This window comes from Vibrio sp. MOR3 (assembly GCF_001557775.1).
GTDB classification, from domain to species: domain Bacteria; phylum Pseudomonadota; class Gammaproteobacteria; order Enterobacterales; family Vibrionaceae; genus Vibrio; species Vibrio jasicida.
In genome coordinates, this window is sequence record NZ_LNRD01000014.1 from 16499 (window position 1) to 38872 (window position 22374).

General features: G+C 46.6%; 18 protein-coding genes. 12 read left to right on the forward strand and 6 right to left on the reverse strand.

What is annotated here, in order from left to right:
* The first annotated feature begins 254 nt into the window (after positions 1-254).
* The 6 genes from ATB76_RS21290 (at position 255) to ATB76_RS21310 (ending at position 11161) form a co-directional block, all read left to right on the forward strand.
* Positions 255-503, forward strand: coding sequence for a GlsB/YeaQ/YmgE family stress response membrane protein (locus tag ATB76_RS21290; protein ID WP_005436595.1), 249 nt, complete (start codon positions 255-257; stop codon positions 501-503).
* A 22-nt stretch (positions 504-525) separates the two neighbouring features.
* Complete coding sequence (locus ATB76_RS28280) at positions 526-804, forward strand: hypothetical protein (RefSeq protein ID WP_009707463.1); 279 nt, start codon at positions 526-528, stop codon at positions 802-804.
* 236 nt (positions 805-1040) lie between these two features.
* On the forward strand, positions 1041-4514 hold the full coding sequence (gene recC / locus ATB76_RS21295; RefSeq protein ID WP_061036118.1) for an exodeoxyribonuclease V subunit gamma: 3474 nt from the start codon (positions 1041-1043) through the stop codon (positions 4512-4514).
* Positions 4515-4804: 290 nt separating this feature from the next.
* Positions 4805-8443 carry an exodeoxyribonuclease V subunit beta gene (gene recB, locus ATB76_RS21300; protein WP_061036089.1) on the forward strand — a complete coding sequence of 1213 codons (3639 nt, stop codon included), beginning with the start codon at positions 4805-4807 and terminating at the stop codon, positions 8441-8443.
* On the forward strand, positions 8443-10620 hold the full coding sequence (recD, locus tag ATB76_RS21305; RefSeq protein WP_061036090.1) for an exodeoxyribonuclease V subunit alpha: 2178 nt from the start codon (positions 8443-8445) through the stop codon (positions 10618-10620). The genes recB and recD overlap by 1 nt, the downstream gene beginning before the upstream one ends.
* Before the next feature lie 160 nt (positions 10621-10780).
* Positions 10781-11161 (forward strand): hypothetical protein, encoded by a 381-nt coding sequence (locus tag ATB76_RS21310; protein WP_061036091.1) that lies wholly within the window; start codon positions 10781-10783, stop codon positions 11159-11161.
* Between the two features lie 40 nt (positions 11162-11201).
* On the opposite strand, the gene ATB76_RS21315 is transcribed toward ATB76_RS21310, so the two are convergent.
* Both ATB76_RS21315 and argA read right to left on the reverse strand, forming a co-directional pair.
* Entirely contained in the window at positions 11202-11387 is a 186-nt protein-coding gene (locus ATB76_RS21315) for a hypothetical protein (protein ID WP_005427310.1), read from the reverse strand.
* A 253-nt stretch (positions 11388-11640) separates the two neighbouring features.
* Positions 11641-12978, reverse strand: coding sequence for an amino-acid N-acetyltransferase (gene argA, locus ATB76_RS21320; protein WP_061036092.1), 1338 nt, complete (start codon positions 12976-12978; stop codon positions 11641-11643).
* Positions 12979-13142: 164 nt separating this feature from the next.
* Between argA and ATB76_RS21325 the strand changes: the two genes are divergently transcribed.
* The 4 genes from ATB76_RS21325 to csdE all read left to right on the forward strand — a co-directional run bounded on the left by ATB76_RS21325 (position 13143) and on the right by csdE (position 16355).
* Positions 13143-13598 (forward strand): DUF2850 domain-containing protein, encoded by a 456-nt coding sequence (locus tag ATB76_RS21325; protein ID WP_038864621.1) that lies wholly within the window; start codon positions 13143-13145, stop codon positions 13596-13598.
* 283 nt (positions 13599-13881) lie between these two features.
* On the forward strand, positions 13882-14994 hold the full coding sequence (gene mltA / locus ATB76_RS21330; protein ID WP_042600076.1) for a murein transglycosylase A: 1113 nt from the start codon (positions 13882-13884) through the stop codon (positions 14992-14994).
* Between the two features lie 102 nt (positions 14995-15096).
* On the forward strand, positions 15097-15906 hold the full coding sequence (gene tcdA, locus ATB76_RS21335; RefSeq protein WP_005427322.1) for a tRNA cyclic N6-threonylcarbamoyladenosine(37) synthase TcdA: 810 nt from the start codon (positions 15097-15099) through the stop codon (positions 15904-15906).
* 20 nt (positions 15907-15926) lie between these two features.
* Entirely contained in the window at positions 15927-16355 is a 429-nt protein-coding gene (gene csdE / locus ATB76_RS21340; RefSeq protein ID WP_054756489.1) for a cysteine desulfurase sulfur acceptor subunit CsdE, read from the forward strand.
* A 95-nt stretch (positions 16356-16450) separates the two neighbouring features.
* On the opposite strand, the gene csdA is transcribed toward csdE, so the two are convergent.
* The 4 genes from csdA to ATB76_RS21360 all read right to left on the reverse strand — a co-directional run bounded on the left by csdA (position 16451) and on the right by ATB76_RS21360 (position 20053).
* Positions 16451-17662 carry a cysteine desulfurase CsdA gene (gene csdA / locus ATB76_RS21345; protein ID WP_042600074.1) on the reverse strand — a complete coding sequence of 404 codons (1212 nt, stop codon included), beginning with the start codon at positions 17660-17662 and terminating at the stop codon, positions 16451-16453.
* Complete coding sequence (locus ATB76_RS21350; RefSeq protein WP_005436618.1) at positions 17662-18261, reverse strand: DJ-1 family glyoxalase III; 600 nt, start codon at positions 18259-18261, stop codon at positions 17662-17664. Before ATB76_RS21350 ends, csdA begins: the two co-directional genes overlap by 1 nt.
* A complete protein-coding gene (gene panE, locus ATB76_RS21355) occupies positions 18258-19148 on the reverse strand; it encodes a 2-dehydropantoate 2-reductase (RefSeq protein ID WP_038879104.1) in 891 nt (296 codons plus the stop codon). Before panE ends, ATB76_RS21350 begins: the two co-directional genes overlap by 4 nt.
* Before the next feature lie 107 nt (positions 19149-19255).
* Entirely contained in the window at positions 19256-20053 is a 798-nt protein-coding gene (locus ATB76_RS21360) for an outer membrane protein OmpK (RefSeq protein WP_038864630.1), read from the reverse strand.
* Between the two features lie 323 nt (positions 20054-20376).
* Here ATB76_RS21360 and ATB76_RS21365 point away from each other — a divergent pair, with 323 nt between their 5' ends.
* On the forward strand, positions 20377-20973 hold the full coding sequence (locus tag ATB76_RS21365) for an LON peptidase substrate-binding domain-containing protein (protein ID WP_038864631.1): 597 nt from the start codon (positions 20377-20379) through the stop codon (positions 20971-20973).
* Entirely contained in the window at positions 20970-22328 is a 1359-nt protein-coding gene (locus ATB76_RS21370) for a DUF4397 domain-containing protein (RefSeq protein ID WP_038879106.1), read from the forward strand. The genes ATB76_RS21365 and ATB76_RS21370 overlap by 4 nt, the downstream gene beginning before the upstream one ends.
* Positions 22329-22374: the final 46 nt, after the last annotated feature.

The window sequence follows — 22374 nt, forward strand, 5'->3', positions numbered from 1 at the left end:
AAATGCCACCCCAAAAGGGTGGCGGAAAATTAGATACAATTTTAATACATCAAACTTTAGTAACCGCAGCCATTGTAGCGAGAGTTCTCATGCAGAAAATGGCAATTCGAAATTTACCTCTCTTCACTATGCCTACTCAAAGTCATAACCTTTGGCTGACTTAGGCACTCGCAAATGTATAAATTACCGAGTGCTAATGTATAAAAAATATAACTTTCTAGAATGTTAACTTTCTCAATAGGAAGGATTTTTACATGGCTATCATTGCTTGGGCGGTTTTAGGGTTAGTTGCTGGTGTATTGGCTCAATGGATATTGCCGACGAGAACTTCAAATAGTTGGCTAGCAACCATCATTCTTGGTGTGCTCGGTGCATTTGTCGGTGGTTACGTAGGTTCAATGTTTGGTTTTGGTGCTGTAGGTGTGTTGAGCGTTGAGGGGATTATTACTGCGACCATCGGCGCTGTCATTTTGCTTTTTGTTTTCCGATTGCTGCGCAAATAACACGCTCAGACACGGTATCAGCATGCAGTATTCTCTCGAAGAAATCTTACACTACTTGAACGACAACCATTTTAGAGCCAGTAATAAAGCGGTCGCTGAAATCCTAGGTGTCAGCGTTTGGTCACTTATCTACAAATTGGATAAGTGTCATCCAGCAGACTCTTGGTTAGTTGATGACAAAACTGGGCTTCCTGTCGGCTACAGTTCAAAGAACTATCACCCTCATTTGTTCCAAAGGAGGGTGATATTGTCGAGTGTGTCTGTGTTAAGGCAACACTTACTTCATCAATATGCTCGCTAGGAGGGAGGGGGGCACTGGTGTGAGCTATCCCTTCCTTCCAACTCCGCTGTATTTTATATATCTACCTTGAGTACTCAGTGAGGAAGGGAAGTCATTGTCTACAGGCAGTTGATTACTTGTTCAAACTTTGTCTAATCTCTAACCTTTTGTTATTTAAGCTATCGAGATCGCTCTAGGAATAAATGTGGCTGTGCTAAGCTTGCTAGCAGTTTCCATTGGCATTCGGTGCACCTACTTTGTTTACTGTCTATCACTCCAATCAGGTCGATGTTCTCAAATCACTTCTTGTTGAACTGATTCGCATCAATCCATTAGAAAATCCATTCGAAAAAGAGCAAATTCTGGTGCAAAGCCCGGGTATGTCTCAGTGGTTAAAAATGGAATTGGCGAAAGAGTTTGGTGTTGCGGCAAACCTAGAATTTCCGCTGCCAGCGACTTTCATTTGGGACATGTTCACCCAAGTATTGGCTGATGTGCCTAAGCGCAGTGCCTTCAACAAAGAAGCTATGACGTGGAAGCTGATGCACTTGCTTCCGGGTTTACTAAACGAAGCGTCATTCGAACCTTTGGCACGTTATCTTCAAGACGACAGTGACAACTCCAAGCTGTATCAATTGGCAGAGAAAATTGCCGATATTTTCGATGGTTATTTGGTGTATCGCCCAGAGTGGATTGCAAGCTGGGAAGCCGGACAAACGGTGCCTGAACTTGAAGACGAACACCCATGGCAGCCGATTTTGTGGCAGGCGCTGTACGACCACACGGTTACCCTTGGGCAATCGCCTTATCATCGTGCCAATTTGTACGAACACTTCATTGATACGCTCGAAAACTTCAACGGTAATTTTGACCATCTGCCAAAGCGTTTGTTTGTGTTTGGTATCTCTTCACTACCGCCACGTTACATGGATGCGCTCAAAGCCATTGGTGAACACATTGATGTGCATCTGATGTTTACCAACCCATGCCGTTATTACTGGGGTGAGGTACGCGACCGTAAATTCCTAGCTCGCTTAGCTGCAAAGCATCGTCAGCACGTGGTGTGGCAAGAAGACCATTCTGAAGTGCAAGGTGAGAGTGAGCAGTTAAAAGGTTCACTAGAAGAAAACGTGGTGGATGAGCTGCATACCGATGTGGTGGGTAACAGCTTGTTGGCGTCGATGGGCAAACTTGGACGCGATAACATGTATCTGTTGTCGCAGCTTGAATCCCATGAGATAGAAGCTTTTGTTGATGTCGAGCGCGATAGTCTGCTCCATCAACTTCAAGCAGATATTCTTAATCTAGAAGAGCACCAAGACGACGAGCAAATCGACAGCAGTCAGCACAAACAAGTGGTGAGTTTGGGTGATAAATCTCTGAGCTTGCACTCTTGTCACAGCCCAATGCGAGAAGTGGAAGTGCTACACGACCAGCTTCTGGCGATGTTCGATGCTGATCCAACACTGAAACCGCGCGATATTATTGTCATGGTAGCAGACATCAATGCCTACAGCCCTGCGATTCAGGCGGTGTTCGGCAATGCGCCGGGTGAGCGATTTATTCCTTACTCGATTTCAGACCGAACGGCCGATCAAGAAAGCCCAATTTTGGCGGCTTTCATGCAACTAGTTAATTTACCGAATACACGTTGCTTGGCTTCTGAATTACTTGAGCTGTTAGAAACGCCGGCGATTTTGAAGCGATTCGACTTAAGCGAAGATGACTTCCTTCAAGCCAAACAATGGGTGGAAGAATCTGGCATTCGCTGGGGGCTAGATAGCCATACGGGCAGCGAATTTGAACTGCCAGAAACACGCCAAAATACATGGCAATTTGGTATTCAGCGTATGTTATTAGGCTACGCGATGCCAGAATCTGCCGGTTTGTTTGAAGCGCAAGAAGGTAGCCTCTCGCCCTACAATGAAGTACAAGGGATGGGCGCAGAACTTGCTGGTAAGTTAGCCCACTTTATTCAACAAATTAGCCAATATCGCCGCAAACTTTCCCATCTTCAGTCGATTGATGCATGGCGTGAAACCTTGGTGGCGATGTTGGATGACTTCTTCTCCGTTGAGCTAGAAGGGGAAATGGCGCTTAAGTCCATTCGAGATACCTTGAGTCAACTGAAAGAACAGCTAACCGATGCGGCATTTGATGAGGCCTTGTCGCCTTCTATTGTTAGCCAGTATCTACAAAACAAGCTGTCAGGAACACGAGTCAGCCAGCGCTTCCTTGCCGGACAAGTGAACTTCTGTACGCTGATGCCGATGCGTTCGATCCCATTTAGAACCGTATGTCTACTCGGTATGAACGATGGTGTGTACCCGCGCTCAATGCCACCAGAAGGTTTTGACTTAATGACAGGACGCACTAAACCGGGTGACCGTTCACGCCGAGACGATGACCGTTACCTATTCTTAGAAGCCGTGCTGTCTGCACAACAAAGTTTGTACATCAGTTACGTTGGGCGTTCTATTCAAGATAACACTGAGCGCGTGCCGTCTGTGCTGGTGTCAGAGTTGATGGAATATTGCCATCAAAACTACTGCCTAAATGGCGATCAAGGCCAGCCAGTCGATGACTCCGGTGATAAACTACTCAAGGAGTTAGTGAATGTGCATGCCATGGTGCCATTTAGCCCAAGTGCATTCCAAGGTTCTCACTCAAGCTATGCTAAGGAGTGGATTCCGGCCGCGTTAACCCAAAGCAATCAATCGCAAGGTCATGCGCGTGGCGAGTTTAACCGCGCATTGGATGATTACTTGCTTGGCGCAACCTTCCCAATCGAGTTGGACTTGGTGGAATTACAACGCTTCTGGCGTTTGCCAGTTCAGTATTTCTTTAACCGCCGTTTGAAAGTGATGTTCGAGCCGCCATTGCCTGTGATGGAAGATGACGAGCCCTTTGTATTAGGCGGCTTAGAAAGCTATCAAATGCGCGATGAGTTACTAGAAACCTTGCTCGAAACCGCCATTACTCAACCGTCCGCAAAAGCAGACGTACTCAAACATTTTATGAGTGAGCAACGCGCGCAGGGCAAATTACCGGTTGGCGCATTTGGTGATATCGAGTTTGAAACCAACCGTGTGCAAGCTGAAGAGTTGGTGGATAAGTTGGCGTTTTTATCCGGTGCACCACAAGACGATTTAGAAATTGACCTTACCTTCGATGTGCTTGGTGAAGGAAAAAACATCCGTCTAACCGGTTGGCTAACTCAATGCTATCAGTCTGGTTTGATTCGTTACCGCAGCGGAAAAATTCGTGCGCAGGATTACCTCGCTGCATGGATTGATCATCTTGCTATGTCTGCCTCTGGTCACGCTAGAAAGACCCACGTTATCGGTTATGACCGCAAGGAAGGCGCGGTGCATTTAGTTTACCCAGCAATGGCAGACGCTGCGCAAGCGAAACAACTGCTTGCTGAATTAGTGCGTTTGTTTTTTGAAGGCATGACCAAGCCATTACCATATTTCCCGAAAACAGCACTGGCGTGTGTCGAAGCGGGCTTTAGTCGTGGCCACTGGGCTGATGACGAAGAGAAATCGCTGAAGAAAATGGCGGACGCATTCAATGATGGTTACATGAGCCCAGGCGAAGGAAACAATGCGTATATTTCGCGTATTTGGTCTGCTTGGAATGATGAGCTTGCAGCAGAAGTTCGCACGCTGACTGCATTGGTTCTTCAAGGCGCAAGATTGGCAGCACAAGATGCTGATGATGAAAAGTAAGTTGGATTATTTAGACAGAGAAGAGAGTAGGGTGGCCGCCAGAAAATCATTATTTTTTGTAGGGCGTTCGCTGTACGGCCACAAGGTCAGAGGGACCATGATTCGTTTGAGTGTAGCTGCCTGAAAGGCTTGGCTTATCTCGTGAGGCGCATACTAGCGGTTGAAGATCAGGATAACCGTGAGTGAGATCCCACTAACCTTTAAATATTCCAACTTGTTAGACATATAAATAGAATTTTTAACGACAGATCACAGTTCGGTCAGTCGATAATCCGGAGAGATTCAGCGTTATGGCGCAAATGTCAGTTCCAACTCCACTGCAAACCATGACTTTTCCACTGCATGGTGCAAGGTTAATTGAAGCATCGGCGGGTACGGGTAAAACCTTTACCATCGCGGGTTTGTATCTGCGACTCCTACTAGGGCATGGCACGACAGATACCAAACACCGCGTGCCGTTGACCGTGGATCAAATTCTGGTGGTGACCTTTACCGAAGCTGCAACGGCGGAGCTGCGTGATCGTATTCGTGCGCGTATTCACGACGCGAGGATCGCATTCGCTCGCGGACAAAGCTCAGATCCTGTGATTCAACCTTTGTTGGAAGAAATAGAGGATCATAAACAAGCCGCTGAGATCCTATTGCAAGCAGAGCGCCAAATGGATGAAGCCGCGGTGTACACCATTCACGGTTTCTGCCAACGCATGCTGACGCAAAACGCATTCGAATCCGGTAGTCGTTTCAATAATGAGTTTGTGACAGACGAAAGCCATCTTAAAGCGCAAGTCGTTGCCGATTACTGGCGTCGTAACTTCTACCCTCTGCCATTCGCTTTGGCTGGAGAAGTACGCCAACTCTGGGGCTCGCCATCGGATCTGTTGTATGACATCAGCAACTACCTCACAGGCGCGCCGCTAAGTCTCTCTGTTCCTGCAATGGAAGGTAGCCTTGCCGATTTGCATGAGCAAAACTTAAAGCAAATTGATGCTTTGAAAGCCCAATGGCGTGATAACCAAGAGGACTTCCTCACACTGATTTCTGATTCCGATGTCAACAAACGCAGCTACACCAAAAAGTCTTTGCCGACGTGGTTAGAAGCGGTTAACGTATGGGCTTCGACAGAAACCACGGGCTATGACTATCCAGATAAGCTGGAGAAGTTCACCCAGAATGTGTTGCTCGAGAAAACCCCGAAAGGCACTGCGCCACAGCACCCTGTGTTTGAGGCGATTGAAACTTTCCTTGCCAACCCAATCAGCTTAAAAGCGCCGCTATTGGCTCACGCAATTGAGCATTGTCGCGTGATGCTGGCAAAAGCAAAAAATCAGAAACAATGGTTGTCATTCGATGACTTGCTGACTCAGCTCTCTGCCTCGATTGATACCGATGAAACCGCACTACTGACAGAGCGCATTCGCACGCTTTATCCGGTTGCGATGATCGATGAATTCCAAGATACCGACCCACTGCAATACAGTATTTTCAGTCGCATTTATTTGAATAATTCTGAGTGCGGTTTGTTTATGATCGGTGACCCGAAACAGGCGATTTACGGCTTCCGTGGTGCGGACATCTTTACCTACATCAAGGCGCGTAACCAAGTTAGTGCTCACTACACGCTTGGCACCAACTGGCGCTCAAGTGCCGATATGGTATTGGCAGTGAACCAGATTTTTGCTCTGCCAGATAGCCCGTTTATTTACGACTCTGACATTCCATTCCATTCTGTGGATTACAGCCCAAGTGCTGACAAACGAGTTTGGACTATGGGTGGTCAAAAGCAACCTGCGCTGACTTATTGGTTGCAAGAAGCGGAAGATAAACCATTGCCAAAAGGTGAATACCTCGCTGCTATGTCAGAGGCGACAGCAAGCCAAATTCAAACCATTTTGACCGCAGCACAACAAGGTCAAGCGTGTCTGGTCAATGGCGAAAAGCAGAGTCCAGTCAAAGCGGGTGACATTGCAGTGTTGGTGCGCACGGGTAGCGAAGGTCGCATGGTCAAACAGGCGTTAGCAGACCAAGGCATTGCTAGTGTGTATTTGTCCAACCGTGATAGCGTATTTACTAGCTCTGTGGCGCAAGACTTACAGCGTTTGCTGCAAGCAGTATTAACACCAGAAAACGATAGAGCATTACGCGCCAGTCTAGCGTCAGAATTATTTGCTCTGGATGCAGCCAGCTTAGACGCCCTCAATAACGACGAAACCGTGTGGGAAAACGCGGTTAATGAGTTCAAAGAATACCGCAAACTTTGGGTGCAACGTGGTGTGCTTCCTATGCTTCGAGCAGTGATCAGCAAACGCCATATTGCTGAACGTCTGCTAGAAGAAGGGGCGAGCTCACAAAGCGAAAACGGTGAGCGAGTACTTACCGATCTGATGCACATTGGTGAACTATTGCAGCAAGCAAGTAACGAATTAGACAGCGACCACGGTTTGCTGCGTTGGTTGGCGCAATCCATCAGCGATGCAGAGCATGGGTTGGGTGGCAGCGATGACCAAATTCAGCGTCTGGAATCAGAGCGTAACTTGGTGCAAATCGTCACCATTCACAAATCCAAAGGTCTGGAATATGACTTGGTCTTCCTACCATTTGTGTTTGGTTACCGAGAAGCAAGTGAAGCCAAATACTACGACGCTGAGAACGATCGTACTGTACTTGATATCACGGGTAACGATGCGTCGTTAAAACAGGCAGATAAAGAACGCCTTGCTGAAGATTTACGCCTTATCTATGTAGCGCTAACGCGTGCCGTGTATGCCTGCTTTATTGGTGCTTCACCACTGCGCAATGGTCGCTCAACCAAAGAGCCAACCGGTGTGCATCACAGTGCGATTGGTTACTTGGTGCAAAATGGTCAAGAGGGCGGCATCAACGACCTGTTTGTAGGACTGAAGAAGCAACAAGAGAATCTCGATAACGTCATGATTTGTGACCCTCCAAAGCAGCACGACGAGATATATGTTGCGGAGCAAACCGAGTTAGAAGCGTTGACTGCCAAAGAGCTGCAAAACCCGATTGATAGAAACTGGCGCATCACCAGTTATTCGGGCTTGGTTAAGCAAGGCTCTCATCATGCTGAACATGACGCGACGATTGAAATCACCGGCTTTGATATCGACTCTTCAGAAGAGCAAGATGAAGCGGAATTGGTTGAGCCAGAACGCTCTATCTTCAACTTCCCGCGTGGCGCACGTCCGGGTACTTTCCTGCACAGCTTATTTGAGGAAATTGAGTTTACTCAACCAGCGACAACGGAAGAGAACACCCAAATTATCCTCGGTTTGATGGAAAGTGAGCAGCTTGATGAAGAGTGGCTGCCAATCCTGCAACAGTTGATTGATACCGTGCTGGCAACGCCTTTGGATAGCAAAGCACTACTGCTCAATCAGAAAGGTCCGGCGCAACGTTTGGTTGAGATGGAATTTTTATTACCGATTGAAGTGCTATCTGCACCAGCATTGAACCGTGTGATTCAACGTCATGATCCGCTGTCTGCCAAAGCGGGCGATTTGGGTTTCCAAACCGTGCAAGGCATGTTGAAAGGCTTTATTGACTTGGTGTTTGAGCATCAAGGTAAATACTACGTCCTCGACTGGAAATCGAACCACTTAGGCGATGATGTGTTCCACTATCATGGCGATGCGTTGAAGTCGGCGATGGCGGATCACCGATACGATCTGCAATACCAAATCTACGCTTTGGCGCTGCATCGTTTCTTACGTAGCAGATTGCCAAATTATGATTATGAACAGCATTTTGGCGGTGTTTATTACCTGTTCTTGCGTGGTATGGATGGACAAAGTGATCACGGTATTTTTTCTGCCAAGCCAACCTTTGAATTTTTACAAGAGATGGATCATTTGATTGATGGTCAAGCACCAGACACGCGATCCAGCGAATCTGGTCAGATGGAGTTAATTTGATGAAAACCAATGATCTTCTTTCTGAGCAAAGCAGCCCAGTGGCAACTCGAGATCTAGCGGCAACGCCAGAACTATTGGCAACGTTAGAATCGCTAGCAAATAAAGGGGCGATTCGCCAATTGGATTTCCAGTTCGCACGCTTTATCTATTCTCAAGTTGAGCAACAAGAGAACAGCCAAGAACTGGCTTTTATTGCTGGTGTGGTCAGCAGTGAGTTAGGCAAAGGACACATCTGCTTGCCTCTGTTTGATAGCCAAGGGCAACCAGCAGATCTTGGCAGTAAGCTCGGTCTGTTTGGAGAGTCTGCGTTAGCGCTTAATACTCAACTGCAGGGCGTCAATTGGGTGGAGCTTCTGCAAGTATCGCCTTTGGTTGGTACTCAAGGTGAAGCCTTACCAATGATGTTTGATGGCGAGCGTCTCTACTTGCATCGTTACTGGTACTATGAAGTGACGTTGGCGGACAAACTCAATCAACTCGGTGCGGCTGTAAACTTACAGCCTCAAGAGTTCACACGTTTGTCTGAGTTGCTGCATCATTTATTCGCTCGTCAGTATCACTTTTTGTTCAATGCATTAGCCAAAGCGGAAGAGGCAGGAACCAGCAACCAAGTGCTACGTCAGCAATTAGTCTGTGATCATTTGGATGTGGTCACTGTAGACAGTCTCGATTGGGCAGCCATTGATGCGGCAGTCTGCCAAGCAAAACAGGTTCATGAATTGCAAGTGCTGGACAAGCTTGTACCGTTATCAGCTTGTGTTAACTGGCAGAAGGTCGCGGCAGCGGTAGCACTGACGCGTCGTTTTGCGGTGATTTCCGGTGGTCCGGGGACGGGTAAAACCACCACGGTAACCAAACTGCTAGCCGCGCTGATTGAGCAAGCAGGGCAAGAGAAAAACCTCACCATCAAGCTGGTGGCGCCAACAGGTAAAGCCGCCGCACGTTTGACGGAATCTATTGGTAAAGCGATTCAAGAGTTGCCAGTTGAGCTTGAGCTTAAAGCGAAAATTCCAACCGAGTCGAGCACTTTACATCGCCTGTTGGGCGCGATCCCAAACAGTGCAGAGTTTCGTCACAACAAACAAAATCCGCTACACCTCGATATTTTAGTGGTGGATGAAGCCTCCATGGTCGATCTGCCGATGATGTACAAAGTCGTCGATGCGCTGCCCAAGCATGCGCGTTTGATTCTACTGGGAGATAAAGATCAGTTGGCATCGGTAGAAGCAGGTGCGGTGCTCGGTGATATCTGTTCGTTCCACGCATTTGGCTTTGGCAAAGAGCAGGCGTCTGCGGTCGCGAAGTTAACAGGCTTTGACACGTTGGCGTACAGTACCAACAGTAATGCTTCGATTGCCGATAGCTTGTGCATGCTACAAAAGAGTTACCGATTCGACGCTCGATCTGGTATCGGTCAGCTAGCAAAAGCGGTCAACGCTGGCTCAGCGGCAAAAGTAGACGACGTTTGGAATCGTGATTTTGCTGATATCGAGCATTTCGCATTGAGTAGCCAAAACTACAATCAGATGATGCAGACTTTGGTTGCTGAATATGGTCGTTATCTAAAACGCATCGGACAGCAAGAGATTGACCAGAAGACTGGGGAACCAGAAATACTGACCCACAAAGCCAAAACAGTGCTGGATACCTTTAACCAATGCCGCTTGTTGTGTGCCATTCGTGAAGGTGATTTTGGTGTGAGCGGTTTAAACCAACGCATTGAAAAAGCACTAGCTGCACGTAAGTTGATTCAAACCCAAGACGAGCTTTGGTATCACGGCAGGCCAGTAATGGTCACGCGTAATGATCATGGCTTGGGATTGTATAACGGTGATATCGGCATTTGTATGCGAGACGACAGCGAAGGTGAGCCGCGCCTTAAAGTGTTCTTCGAACTGCCAGACGGCAGCGTGAAGTCGGTGCTGCCAAGCCGAGTCCCTGAGCATGAAACCGCATATGCGATGACCATTCATAAATCACAGGGCAGTGAGTTTGAATACACGCTAATGATTTTGCCGCCAGATTTCAGCCCAATCCTCACTCGCGAGCTGATCTACACAGGTATTACTCGTGCAAAGAAACGCCTTGCGATGTTCGCTGAGATGAATGTTCTCAAGCGCGGAATTAAAGTAAAAACCACCCGAGCGAGTGGGTTGGTTGAGCGACTTAGAAATTGAGTTTACTCATTCAAAAGTGAGAAGTTTTCATGAACTGAATATGTTTTTATGTGGCGGGTCGTAATCCCGCCATTTTTATGTCTGAGTCATTCGACCTGCATTGAACCCCATGCTTTTTCGACGATATTGTTTGAGCTTTGATGTCGAGTGAGGTGTGACCGTGGATTTTTCCTGGCTTCTACATATCGCATTTATCGCTTTTTTTGTATCAGGTGCTGCGTTGTTTATTTGGTTTGTAGTGCTAGGCGCTTTTCTCGTCTTCTTTACACCCAAAAATGTAAAGCAGTACGCTTTCAACGAGCGACATTTTTCTGAAGTTGAGCTAGCCATCAGCTCCGGTTTTCATTTTGGCTCTCTTATCTATGGCACCGGCCTGCTTGCGACCATCGCGTTTCCTCGACTTGGGAAAAAGCGGGGACTGAGCGATGTACGCAGCATAAGTCCTCAATGGCTTATTAAGGTTAGCGTGGTTTATTGGTTGATACTGCTAATCATTCTATTCGTTATATTTTTGACGTTATTAATTATGACCTTTCACTGAGCATACGTACAAAAAGACCGAGCGCGATGCTCGGTCTTTTTTAATTTTGTGTAAACGCATTGGTAAATGACACGCTGCGAATTTTGTATTGTTGCTGATAAGCCAAGATAAAATCTTTAATGGCGTCATTGACGGGAAATACGCAGTGGACGTCGAGCCCTTCGAGAAAATGGTTATCCGCCATATCCCAGAAGCTTTGAAGTGAGTTACAAATAATGGTTTTCATAACAGTGCTCATCTTATTCATTGTAAGAGTAACAACTGTCCTTGATGCGTCATGCAGAGCAGCCAAGCTTGCTCCGCACTTTAGGGTGATAGTTATTCACCTAGATCCATTTGCCGATTGTTTAAAATACGACCGTTTGTCGCGCAGAGTATAACCAACAGTATGTATATTGAAAAGGTTAAATTGCGACCAATGTCAATGTAAAGGTTTGCATAACTATTTAGGTTTAGGTTGAATTACGTTTCTTTAATTCTCACAGGTCTAATGCCAGAATTTTTGACTTACGCTGGAAGTTATACAGTCCTTGTTTTGCCCCCGGAAGATAATCAACGCTCACTTCATAAAAGCCTTGTTCTCTAAACCAATGAAGGCTGTGTGTGGTCAGCACAAAGATTTGATTGATGTTGTCTGATTTTGAACGGTGCTTCATGTAATTGAGTAGCAATAATCCACGGTTACCATCGCGATAATCTTGGTGAATAGCCACGCAAGCCATTTCCGCTTTTTGCTCTTCAATATATGGGTACAAAGCCGCACAACCGATGATCAAGCCGTCTTTTTCGATGATGGTGAACTTATTAATTTCTTGCTCAAGTTGCTCGCGAGATCGCCTTACTAGCACACCTTGTTCTTCTAGTGGGCGAATAAGATCTAAAATACCGCCAATGTCATCGATGTCCGCTTCACGCACCTGTTCGGCACTGGCCATGACAACCTGTGTACCGATACCATCGAAAGAGAACAATTCTTGGATGAGTGCGCCATCAACTTTGTAGCTAATAAGATGGCTTCTTGGCACACCTGCACGGCAAGCAGAAATCGAACCTTTGAGAAAACGTAATGTTCCAGAGTTATAGTCGGAATCTGGTGAGGTGTCTGCCATGAGTTTCGTGATGACATGCTCTGCTTCAATAGGGAACAATTCCGCGACGGCGTTACCGTTGTCATCAATAACCCCTTGCTCAGAGCAGAACCCAATCAATTTATCCGCACCAAGCTTAATCGCTAGTTGGGTCGCGACTTCTTCTGAGGGAAGGTTGAAGCATTCCCCTGTCACTGAGCTGGCGATTGGGCCGAGTAACACAATTGAGCCTTGATCGAGTGTGCGGTGGATTGCATCGGTGTCGATTCGACGAATGCGCCCGCTGTGGCAATAGTCGACGCCGTCATCAACACCGAGTGGCTGAGCAATGACAAAGTTGCCGCTCACAACGTTAAGTTGGGTACCCGCCATTGGCGTGTTGTTAAGACTCATGGATAAGCGCGCGGTAATCGCCAGTTGAAGCTGTCCTGCTGCTTGCATAATTACCGAAAGCGCGGCTTCATCTGTGATTCGAACGTTTTTGTGGTATGGCGTAGTAAGATCTTGTTTCTCTAGTAGTTGGTTGATCTGTGGTCTGGCACCATAAACAACGACGACTTTAATACCAAGGCTATGCATCAATGCAATATCATTGATAATGTTGCCAAAGTTTTTATCGGCAACGGCTTCGCCCCCAAGCATCAAAACCATGGTTTTTCCACGGTGTGCGTTAACATAGGGTGTGGATTGACGGAATCCTTTAACCAGAGCAGTACTACGAATTTTCACTACAGCCATTCCTTGTGTTTATTTATGCTTTAATATTGTCTTTTTATTCAATTATTGGCAAGGTAATTTTTTGGAATAAAGCACAAACATCGTGAGCGTGATGCTTGGCTGTGTTTGGTTGATGAGGGTACAATGTTCCCGTCTAGTTCAAACACGTGAGCCTCATGTCTTCAGTTGTAAATAAGAATGCTGCGATCGCTGCTCAATCAGAGCAAAATATCTCTACAAAATCGCCACTTCGTAAATGGATTGAGCGTTCGCTTATGCTAACGGCGATCGTAGGTACGATAGTTGTATTTATGATGTATGGTGATTTGATTACTCGATATATAAACCCACCAATTTCTAAGTCAGTGATTTATGGCAAGTGGGTAGAGCAAGACGTGGCGCCATATGCTCGTGAAGAGTTTATTCTTAGTGAGCGTGGTGTAATGGTGAGAGGTTCAACCGTCGCAACGGATTTCGAATTTGATGGCGACACACTTTCTTATAAGGTTGGTTCTACAGTGCGTCGATTTGACTTTCTCGATCAGCATCATTCTGAAATGAAGTTAGATTCAAATGCCCACTATCTGCCCGTTTTTCACCTAGAAGGTCATTCGAACCTAGCTATTCGCTAGCGCTTCATATTCGTAAAATTCTTTCTATAACTGCTTGCTGAGTCTCAGTGTGAGAGGGTCAGCGTTTTTGGGGATCTTAAAATTCCTGCCACTTCTATCAGACATTGTCCGGACAATTGTTTGATTACATTGCTGTTATTATCTAGCTTCTCTATTTTTATGGATGAATTGGCAGCAACTAAAGCCTTTGCCTTATCGCTGATACACTTTGTCGCAGCTTTTCAATTGCGTCGTTTGCATTTGTTTGCCATCCTTTTGCTATCTTCTATTACGGAAAAAACACGTGTTAAAAAAACTCCTTCCTATTGTTTCTTTGAGCCTGCTATTTGGCTGTGCCGCTGAGCCTGAACAGAACCTACTTGCTAAGCAAGATTACGATGGCGAGTTTTCGCATATCTTGAACAAAGCTGATGTCGTTGAATCCAACAAGCCGCAAGATTTCACTGAGTTCAACAAACAAGCTGAACAGGTTGTGATTAAGTCGCCTTCAATGGCAAAAATGTACCAGCCACTTTACGAGAAGTTGAGTGAATGGGCATTGCAGAGTGGTGATACGACAGCGCTCAGTGCTTACGGTATTCAAGCTGCGCAGCTTGGTGGTGGTGATAAGAAGGGCAACGTGTTGTTCACAGGCTATTTCTCTCCTGTGATGGAATTGCGTCATCAACCAAATGCAACATATAAGTACCCGGTTTATGGCAAGCCAAATTGTGGTTCAAGCTGCCCAACACGTGCAGAAATTTATAACGGAGCGTTAGACGGTCAAGGTCTGGTATTGGGTTACGCACCCAACCGTATTGATCCATTCATGATGGAAGTGCAGGGTAGCGGCTTTGTTCATTTCGAAGATGACGATACGCTGGAATACTTTGCTTACGCAGGTAAGAACAATAAAGCGTACGTGAGTATTGGCCGAATTCTAATTGAGCGTGGTGAAGTGCCACGTGAAGAGATGTCACTCAAAGCCATCAAAGACTGGGTGATGAAGAATGATGAAGCAACGGTTCGTGAGTTGCTAGAGCAGAACCCTTCTTATGTGTTCTTTGCTCCACAAGCGGATGCACCAGTAACGGGCTCTGCAGGTATTCCACTATTACCAATGGCATCGGTAGCAGGCGATCGTTCGATTCTACCTATGGGTACGCCAATTTTGGCGGAAGTGCCATTGCTTAATAAAGACGGTACATGGAGTGGCGCGCACCAGCTTCGTCTTCTAATTGTGTTAGACACTGGCGGCGCGGTGAAGCAAAACCATCTCGATCTATACCACGGTATGGGACCACGTGCTGGTACAGAAGCGGGTCACTACAAGCACTTTGGTCGCGTGTGGAAGTTGGGTTTGGAAAACACGCCAACGCAAGCACCTTGGGCTTTGTCGCCAGAGAAGTTACAATAGCCGCCTAGCGAGAGGAATCACCTCTCATCATCTAGACATTTCCTCAAAGAGTGCGTATAAATCGCACTCTTTGTTTTTCTATCGATCATCTGGAACTTCAATATGCGTGAACTCGATACTCCGGCATCTGACAGCTATAACCAACGTTTTGGTGGCACTCGTCGTCTCTACGGTAACAGCGAAGTAGAAATTCTTCGTGCTGCACACGTGTGTGTGATTGGTATTGGTGGTGTTGGTTCATGGGCGGTAGAAGCGCTCGCACGTACTGGTATTGGTGAGTTGACGCTCATCGATATGGATGACGTGTGTGTGACCAATATTAACCGTCAAATTCATGCGATGACTGGCACGGTTGGTCAAAGCAAAATTGAAGTGATGGCAGAGCGCGTTAAGCTGATTAACCCAGAGTGTAAGGTCAATCTGATTGACGATTTCATCACGCCAGATAACCAGCACGAGTACTTGAGCAAAGAGTTCGATTACGTGTTGGATGCGATCGATAGCGTAAAAGCAAAGGCGTCTCTACTGGCTTACTGTCGTAGCAACAAGATCAAAGTGATCACAACCGGCGGTGCTGGTGGTCAAATCGATCCAACCCAAATCATGGTGGCGGATCTGACCAAGACTATCCAAGATCCACTGGCGAAGAAGATCAAAGACACATTACGTCGTCATCATAACTTCCCAAAAAATCCAGCGCGTAAGTTTGGTATCGATTGTGTGTTTTCTACCGAGCAATTGAAGTACCCACAAGCCGATGGGTCAGTATGTGGCGTGAAATCGACAGCAGAAGGTCCTAAACGTATGGATTGTGCGAGTGGCTTTGGCGCAGCGACGGTTGTAACCGCAACTTTCGGTTTTGTTGCGGTATCACGCATCGTTGAAAAGCTGATCCAAAAGCATAAGAAGTAATTCAGAGAAGAGAGTACATCATGACTGATTTCCCTGTCTCGCCGTTTGGCACTGACATCACCAGTGAAGACATCGCCGCAACCATGCAGCAATTTAAAGGTTGGGAAGACCGCTACCGTCAGGTGATCCAATGGGGTAAAAAGCTGCCTCAAATGCCTGAAGAGCTTAAATCAGAGCAAGTTACGGTATCTGGTTGTGAAAGCTTAGTGTGGTTGGTGAGTAAAGAGCAAGAAGGTGTATGGCACTTCTGCGCTGATTCTGACGCGCGTATTGTTCGTGGTTTGATTGCCTTGGTGATGGCGGCTTACGATGGCAAAACGGCAAAGCAAATCCAAGCGTTTGATATTGATGCTTACTTTGAAAAACTGGGTTTAATTGCTCACCTAAGCCCATCGCGTGGCAATGGTTTGAAAGCGATTGTTGAGCAGATCAAAGCACAAGCTCAGTAGTTGGCGTTAGTTAAAACCGCACTAAGAACAGAATAAAGAAAAGGGTTGAAGCCAAACGGTTTCAACCCTTTTCCTATAAATCTACGGTGGTATTGTTAAAGCATATCGACCGCTTTCTCGACTGCTGCAATCAGCTTCTCAACATCTTCTAACGTATTGTAGATACCAAAAGAAACACGCACCGTGCCTTTGACGTTAAGCGCATCCATCAGAGGATGAGCACAGTGATGTCCAGCGCGAACAGCGATACCTTGTTGATCAAGCAGCGTTGCAATGTCTTGGTGGTGAACGCCATCCATTACAAAAGTAAGCACTGAAGCATTCGGTTGATAACCGAGGATTTGAATGTCATCCAATTGGCTTAGTTCTTGGTAAGCTTTGTTCTGCAGAGAATGCAGATGTGCCTCTACTGCGGCGTGATCGAAACCTTGGTACCAACCGATGGCTTTCGCTAGAGCAATCGCGCCTGCGACGTTCGGTGTACCTGCTTCAAACTTACCCGGCAAGGCAGAGAAAGTGGTTTTCTCAAACGAGACTCTTTCTACCATTTTACCGCCGCCGTGCCATGGTGGCATCGCTTCTAACAGTTCAAGCTTGCCATACAGGACACCAATCCCAGCGGGGGCGTATAGCTTGTGACCAGAGAAGACATAAAAGTCGACATCGAGCTCTGCCAAGTTCAACTGTTCATGAACAATGCCCTGTGCACCATCGACAACGACAACTGCGCCTACCGCATGTGCCATGGCGATGATTTTCTCGATAGGTTGACGAGAGCCCGTCACATTGGTGATTTGTGCGCACGCTACGATTTTACAGCGCTCCGACAACAGTGCTTCAAACGCATTGATGTCGAATTGGCAACCGGAGGTCATCGGAACCTTAATGATTTTTGCGCCCGTTTGCTCCGCGACAATCTGCCAAGGCACGATGTTCGCGTGGTGTTCCATTTCACTGATCAGGATTTCATCACCCGCTTGGAGTGTACTACGAGCATAAGTTTGCGCGATGAGGTTTAGTGCTTCGGTTGCGCCTCGAGTCCAAATGATTTCTTTTGAACTGCTCGCCCCAATGAACTTAGCAACGGCTTCACGAGAGGCTTCAAATTGGCTGGTCGCGTTGGCTGTTAAGCTATGACTGCCACGGTGCACGTTAGCATTTTGTGCACTGTAGTAACGGCTAATCACATCGATCACGCACTGCGGTTTTTGCGTTGTAGCTGCGCTATCAAGGTAAACCAAAGGCGACTGGTTGACGTCTTGATTTAGGGCTGGGAACTGTTCGCGTACAGCGTATACGTCAAACATTATTCGTCACCGAATTCGTGATAATGCAGTGTTGGGATAGTGACTAACGGTTCTGCGACCATCCATCCATGCTCTTTACCAGAAAGTTTGATAATGATTTCCATCGCGAACTCAAGCGCGGTTCCTGGCCCCTGACTTGTCAGTAGGTTGTGATTCACATCCATGGTGACACGCTTAGCTCGCCATTTGTCTTCAGGAATATGAGATTGGAAGCTTGGGTGACATGTCATCAGGGCTTCAGGGTAAAGGTTGTGGTGTTGCAAAACCAAAGCTGGCGCTGCACAAATTGCCGCAACCAGCTTACCTTCGTACATGTGCTGTTTCAGGATCTCAATCATGATGGTGCTATCACGGAAGGTTTCTGCACCACCTACGCCCCCAGACAGAACAATCGCATCAAACTCGTCATCGGCAATATCAACTAGCTTGCAATCCGCGGTTAGTGTCACGCCTCGAGACGCTTTCATAGTCAGTGCACCATCGAAATCTGCGCTTGCGACGGTTACGTCATAGCCTGCTCGAACCATTAAGTCGATAACGGTTACCGCTTCCATTTCTTCTGTGCCCGGCGCGATAGGTACTAAGATCTTTTTATTCATTGTTCTGTCCAGCTTTGTTCAATCTGTTTGATGCGTTGATAGAGTTTGGCGTTCTCTGGCGTACTAATGTGATGCTTTTCAGCAGCTTTCAGCAAATAACCGGTAATGAAATCGATTTCGGTGCGACGTTGGTGGAAAACATCTTGTCTCATTGAAGAGTAGTTGGCTGCTGTTGCGTTCACCACTTGCATAATGGTGGTGTGAAGAGAATCAAAATCGACCTTTATCTGTTCTGTATTCATTACCTCCACCAACTCATGGGTGATGTTCGCTAACTCGGAGGCAAATCCCGGATCGGCAAGCTCACCATTCTTACATTGATGAATGGCGGTTAGAGGGTTGATAGCACAGTTGATCGCAAGCTTGGTCCACAGTGCAGCGTTGATATTTGGGTTCCAATTCACCTCTGGCAAAGCGTGATTCATCACCTCCGCTAAGAAGCCACATTGAACACCTTTAGCATTAAAGCCACCCAGTTGAGTATTTCCCTGACCAGTGTGAAGCACCTGTTCTTTAATTGGTTTGTAAGCACCGTGTGTTGTTGTTGCAACTATTAATGGGTTATCAGCAAGTTTGGCTTCGATGAGTTGTGCGGTTCCCATTCCGTTATGCATCAACATTATGATGGTGTCAGTGTTGATGTAAGGAAGAAGAGGCTCAATCGCGGTTTCAACCTGCCATGCTTTTACTGTCACGACAATCAGATCTGCATTTCGAACAGAAGGGATGTGCTGATTAGAAAAACTGATTGCTGAGTTGTCATCAAGTTGGAGCAACTGCTCGCTGTTTGAGCTTCTTCCCCACAAGGAAACATTGTGTCCAGCAAGTTTGAATTTAGTCGCCCAAAGTGAGCCAACGGCTCCTGGACCTAGGATGAGAATATTCACCAAACGCTCTCATTAAAAAGGTTTGCTGCAAGGATAATGAGGGAAAAAAGGAAAGCAAATAAAAATGGCGCCAAGAGGCGCCATTTTTGGGGAACTTATCGGTTCTATTAGAACTTGTAAGTTACAGCGAAGTAGTGACCGAAGCCAGTTGTTTTACCAGCTAGACCGTCATCTTTAAGACCGTACACGTCTTTGTAGCCTTTTAGACCGTAACCAACTGCGAAGCGATCTGAGTGCCAGTAGATACCGTTGAACATAGCACCACCGTTAGTAGTGTTAAGTGCACCGAAATCGTCATCCATACCAAATTGGTAATCGATGTAACCTTGGTAAGAAATGAATGAACCGTTCTCGAAGAAGTAGAATGGTTTGAACCAGTTAGTCGAGATTTGGAAGCCGTTCCAGTCTTTTTTGTTTGAATCGTAAGTACCGTAAAGGTTAAGACCGATTTTACCGAACCAAGGAACCATCACGTCAGAACCAAGACCCACTTTTTGAGTGTTCACGCCACCGTTTGAACCATCCCACTCCATAAGAGTAGCTACGTATAGCTCTTGAACTGGACCGAAAGATAGGTCTTTACCAGTTAGGCCATCTAGAGACATACGTGGAGCAAACTTCATGAAGATTTTTGAGTCTGCGTCAGCTTTGTCGCTGCCTGGATCAGAAGTTAGGTTGAATACATCAACGTAACCGTAAAGATCGAAGATGCCAGAGCGGCCGCCGAATTCCATTTCTAGGTAGTCGTGCGTTGATTCGCCAGGTAGTTCATCAACAGCAGCCATAAGGTTGAATTGCATCCACTTGTAATCGTTCTTGTGGATGTCGCCGTCTGAGTAGTCAGCAGCCATAACTGGAGCTGAAGTAGCCGCTAGAAGGCTAAGAGCTAAAAGTGATTTACGCATAAGGGGACTCTCTATGTTTGTAATGATTCAGAACACGCAATCTGTGCCGCGCTTTCCAATTGGCGGGAATAATAGCGATAAAAATCTCAAATGAAAGTGATAAAGGATGCAAAAATGAAGGTTTTTAGTGAGGCTTGTCACGAAATTCATTTATTTCACGGAACTTTTTGGTTGTTGCATTAGTTTGCAATAAATATGTGACGAGTGTCGTTTGCGTAAACGTTTTTATGACTTTTTAAGCCAGTCGATTAACCAACATAAATCGTTAGTGATCTGACTAATAGTCCGTTCGTATGAGTGTGGGAACCAAAGAGGACGTTTGAATGAAAGAAGTCATGTTATTCCCATTAACCTCAGTAGTTTTACCGGAAGGCAAAATGAATCTGCGTATTTTTGAGCCACGTTACACAAGAATGGTAAAAGAATGCAGCCTCCAAAACGTGGGTTTTGGTGTTTGTCTTGTCGGTAGTGAGGGGGACCCTAAAGCGGTGGGAAATGTGTCATCCATCGGAACTTTGGTCACCATCGTTGATTTTGAAACACTCAGTGATGGGCTTCTTGGTATCACCGTAGTCGGTGAAAAACGGTTTACGGTCAAGCGAATTAGAGCAGACTCAGATGGTTTGCGTCATGCAGAGGTTGAGTGGTTAGACAACTGGCAGCAGCCTTTGTCGTCGCCAGACTTCATTTACTTAAGCCATCAACTCGCTCACGTGTACGAGCAGTTTCCTCAACTAGGGACACTTTACCAACATCGTTTTTATGATGACCCGTCGTGGGTAGTGCAAAGATGGCTCGAGCTATTGCCATTGGACAGCGCTCTATTTGAACGATTGGTGAGTGCAGAGGATTGTCTTCCGGCACTCGATTTTCTTAATGATGCCATCGAAGCCCCACCTCAAAGAGAGACAAGGATATGAAAGGACTAACCAAAACTGCAGTAACGCTGGTTGCTGTGCTAGGGATTGCTGCCTGCGGCTCAGATAGCGACTCGATAGAGTATTCAAACCTTCAAGCAGTACATGCTTCCGCTGACGCGCCGTTGGCTAATGTTTGGATAAATGATGGAGCGGCGTTAACCGGCGTAGACTATGGCGTCGGGTCGGGATACGTGAAGTTACCCGAGGGCAGTAACTCTGTTCAAGTTGATGTACAGCTTCCAGGCGCTGAAACGGTAACTGTTGTACCGAAAACTTCATTAGATCTCGACTCGGACCTAAACTATACAGCATTTGTCGTGGGTGACGCTTCAGGAGCACCAAATCCTGTTGAACCTTTAATTGTTACTCGTAGCGCGACTTCGATGGCGGATGCAAATAGTTTAGATGTTCAGGTGGTACATGCCGCTTCTGGCGTCCCAGCTGTAGACCTTTATGTGACTGCACCCGGTGCAGCCTTGGCAGATTCATCACCGATTACTAATCTCGCTTATAAAGCGTCAACGGATGTGCTGAATATCCCTGCAGGCGATTACCAAGTGAGATTGGCCGTGGGTGACACAGTAGCGTTTGATTCGGGAACCATTCCTCTCCCAGCCAATGCTAATTTGACCATTGCTGCTATTAAGACTGGTGATTCAAATAGCACCTCTCCGGTGAAGTTAGTGGTATTAGATGGTTCTGGCTCTTCTATACTTGAAGATATGGGAAGCCAAGCCGAAGTGCGAGTAGGGCACTTAGTTGACGGTGCTCCGGTTGTAGACGTCCACGTTGATGGTGCTGCGTTTGCTCCGCTTGCGGATTTGGAGTTTAAACAGATTCGAGGGTACTTGGACCTTGCGCCAAAAGCTTATGATATTGATGTGTTTGTCGATGGCACAACGACGGACCCAATTATCGATGTTGACGGTTTAGAAGTGAAAGGCGGTATGGATTATAGCGTTTATGCAGTTGGTGTTGTCACTCCTGCAATTGCAATCGAACCACTGGTCGTTGAAGACATGCGTCGTGCAGTTGCAACCAGCGCAACCTTGAACGTAACGCATGCAGCTGCGAATCCTGTGGCTGAAATGGTCGATATTTATCTCACTTCTAGCGCGGGAATCGAAGGAAGTGATCCAGCAATAGCTAATTTTGCGTATAAAGAAAGTGTACAAGGCGTATACGTGACGGAAGGGTCTTATTTTGTGACGGTGACGGTTGCCGGCGACCCATCTACAGTAGCCATAGATTCTGCACCTGTAACGGTAATGAATGGCGTCGTATACCAAGTAGTCGCTATCGATGATGGCAACAATGGTGGCTTCAACCTAATCGTTGATGACATCACAGACTAAGGACGAAGGGGGAGGAGGGCACTCCTCCCAATGATTAAGGCCGATT

What these genes read in the sequence shown, in the direction of transcription:
- csdA (WP_042600074.1), bottom strand. Translation starts at nt 17,662, where the DNA reads ATGTTTGACGTATACGCTGTACGCGAACAGTTCCCAGCCCTAAATCAA.
- recD (WP_061036090.1), top strand. Translation starts at nt 8,443, where the DNA reads ATGAAAACCAATGATCTTCTTTCTGAGCAAAGCAGCCCAGTGGCAACT.
- ATB76_RS21315 (WP_005427310.1), bottom strand. Translation starts at nt 11,387, where the DNA reads ATGAAAACCATTATTTGTAACTCACTTCAAAGCTTCTGGGATATGGCG.
- tcdA (WP_005427322.1), top strand. Translation starts at nt 15,097, where the DNA reads ATGCGTGAACTCGATACTCCGGCATCTGACAGCTATAACCAACGTTTT.
- ATB76_RS21350 (WP_005436618.1), bottom strand. Translation starts at nt 18,261, where the DNA reads ATGAATAAAAAGATCTTAGTACCTATCGCGCCGGGCACAGAAGAAATG.
- ATB76_RS21370 (WP_038879106.1), top strand. Translation starts at nt 20,970, where the DNA reads ATGAAAGGACTAACCAAAACTGCAGTAACGCTGGTTGCTGTGCTAGGG.
- ATB76_RS21290 (WP_005436595.1), top strand. Translation starts at nt 255, where the DNA reads ATGGCTATCATTGCTTGGGCGGTTTTAGGGTTAGTTGCTGGTGTATTG.
- ATB76_RS21325 (WP_038864621.1), top strand. Translation starts at nt 13,143, where the DNA reads ATGTCTTCAGTTGTAAATAAGAATGCTGCGATCGCTGCTCAATCAGAG.
- ATB76_RS21360 (WP_038864630.1), bottom strand. Translation starts at nt 20,053, where the DNA reads ATGCGTAAATCACTTTTAGCTCTTAGCCTTCTAGCGGCTACTTCAGCT.
- ATB76_RS28280 (WP_009707463.1), top strand. Translation starts at nt 526, where the DNA reads ATGCAGTATTCTCTCGAAGAAATCTTACACTACTTGAACGACAACCAT.
- ATB76_RS21365 (WP_038864631.1), top strand. Translation starts at nt 20,377, where the DNA reads ATGAAAGAAGTCATGTTATTCCCATTAACCTCAGTAGTTTTACCGGAA.
- csdE (WP_054756489.1), top strand. Translation starts at nt 15,927, where the DNA reads ATGACTGATTTCCCTGTCTCGCCGTTTGGCACTGACATCACCAGTGAA.
- recB (WP_061036089.1), top strand. Translation starts at nt 4,805, where the DNA reads ATGGCGCAAATGTCAGTTCCAACTCCACTGCAAACCATGACTTTTCCA.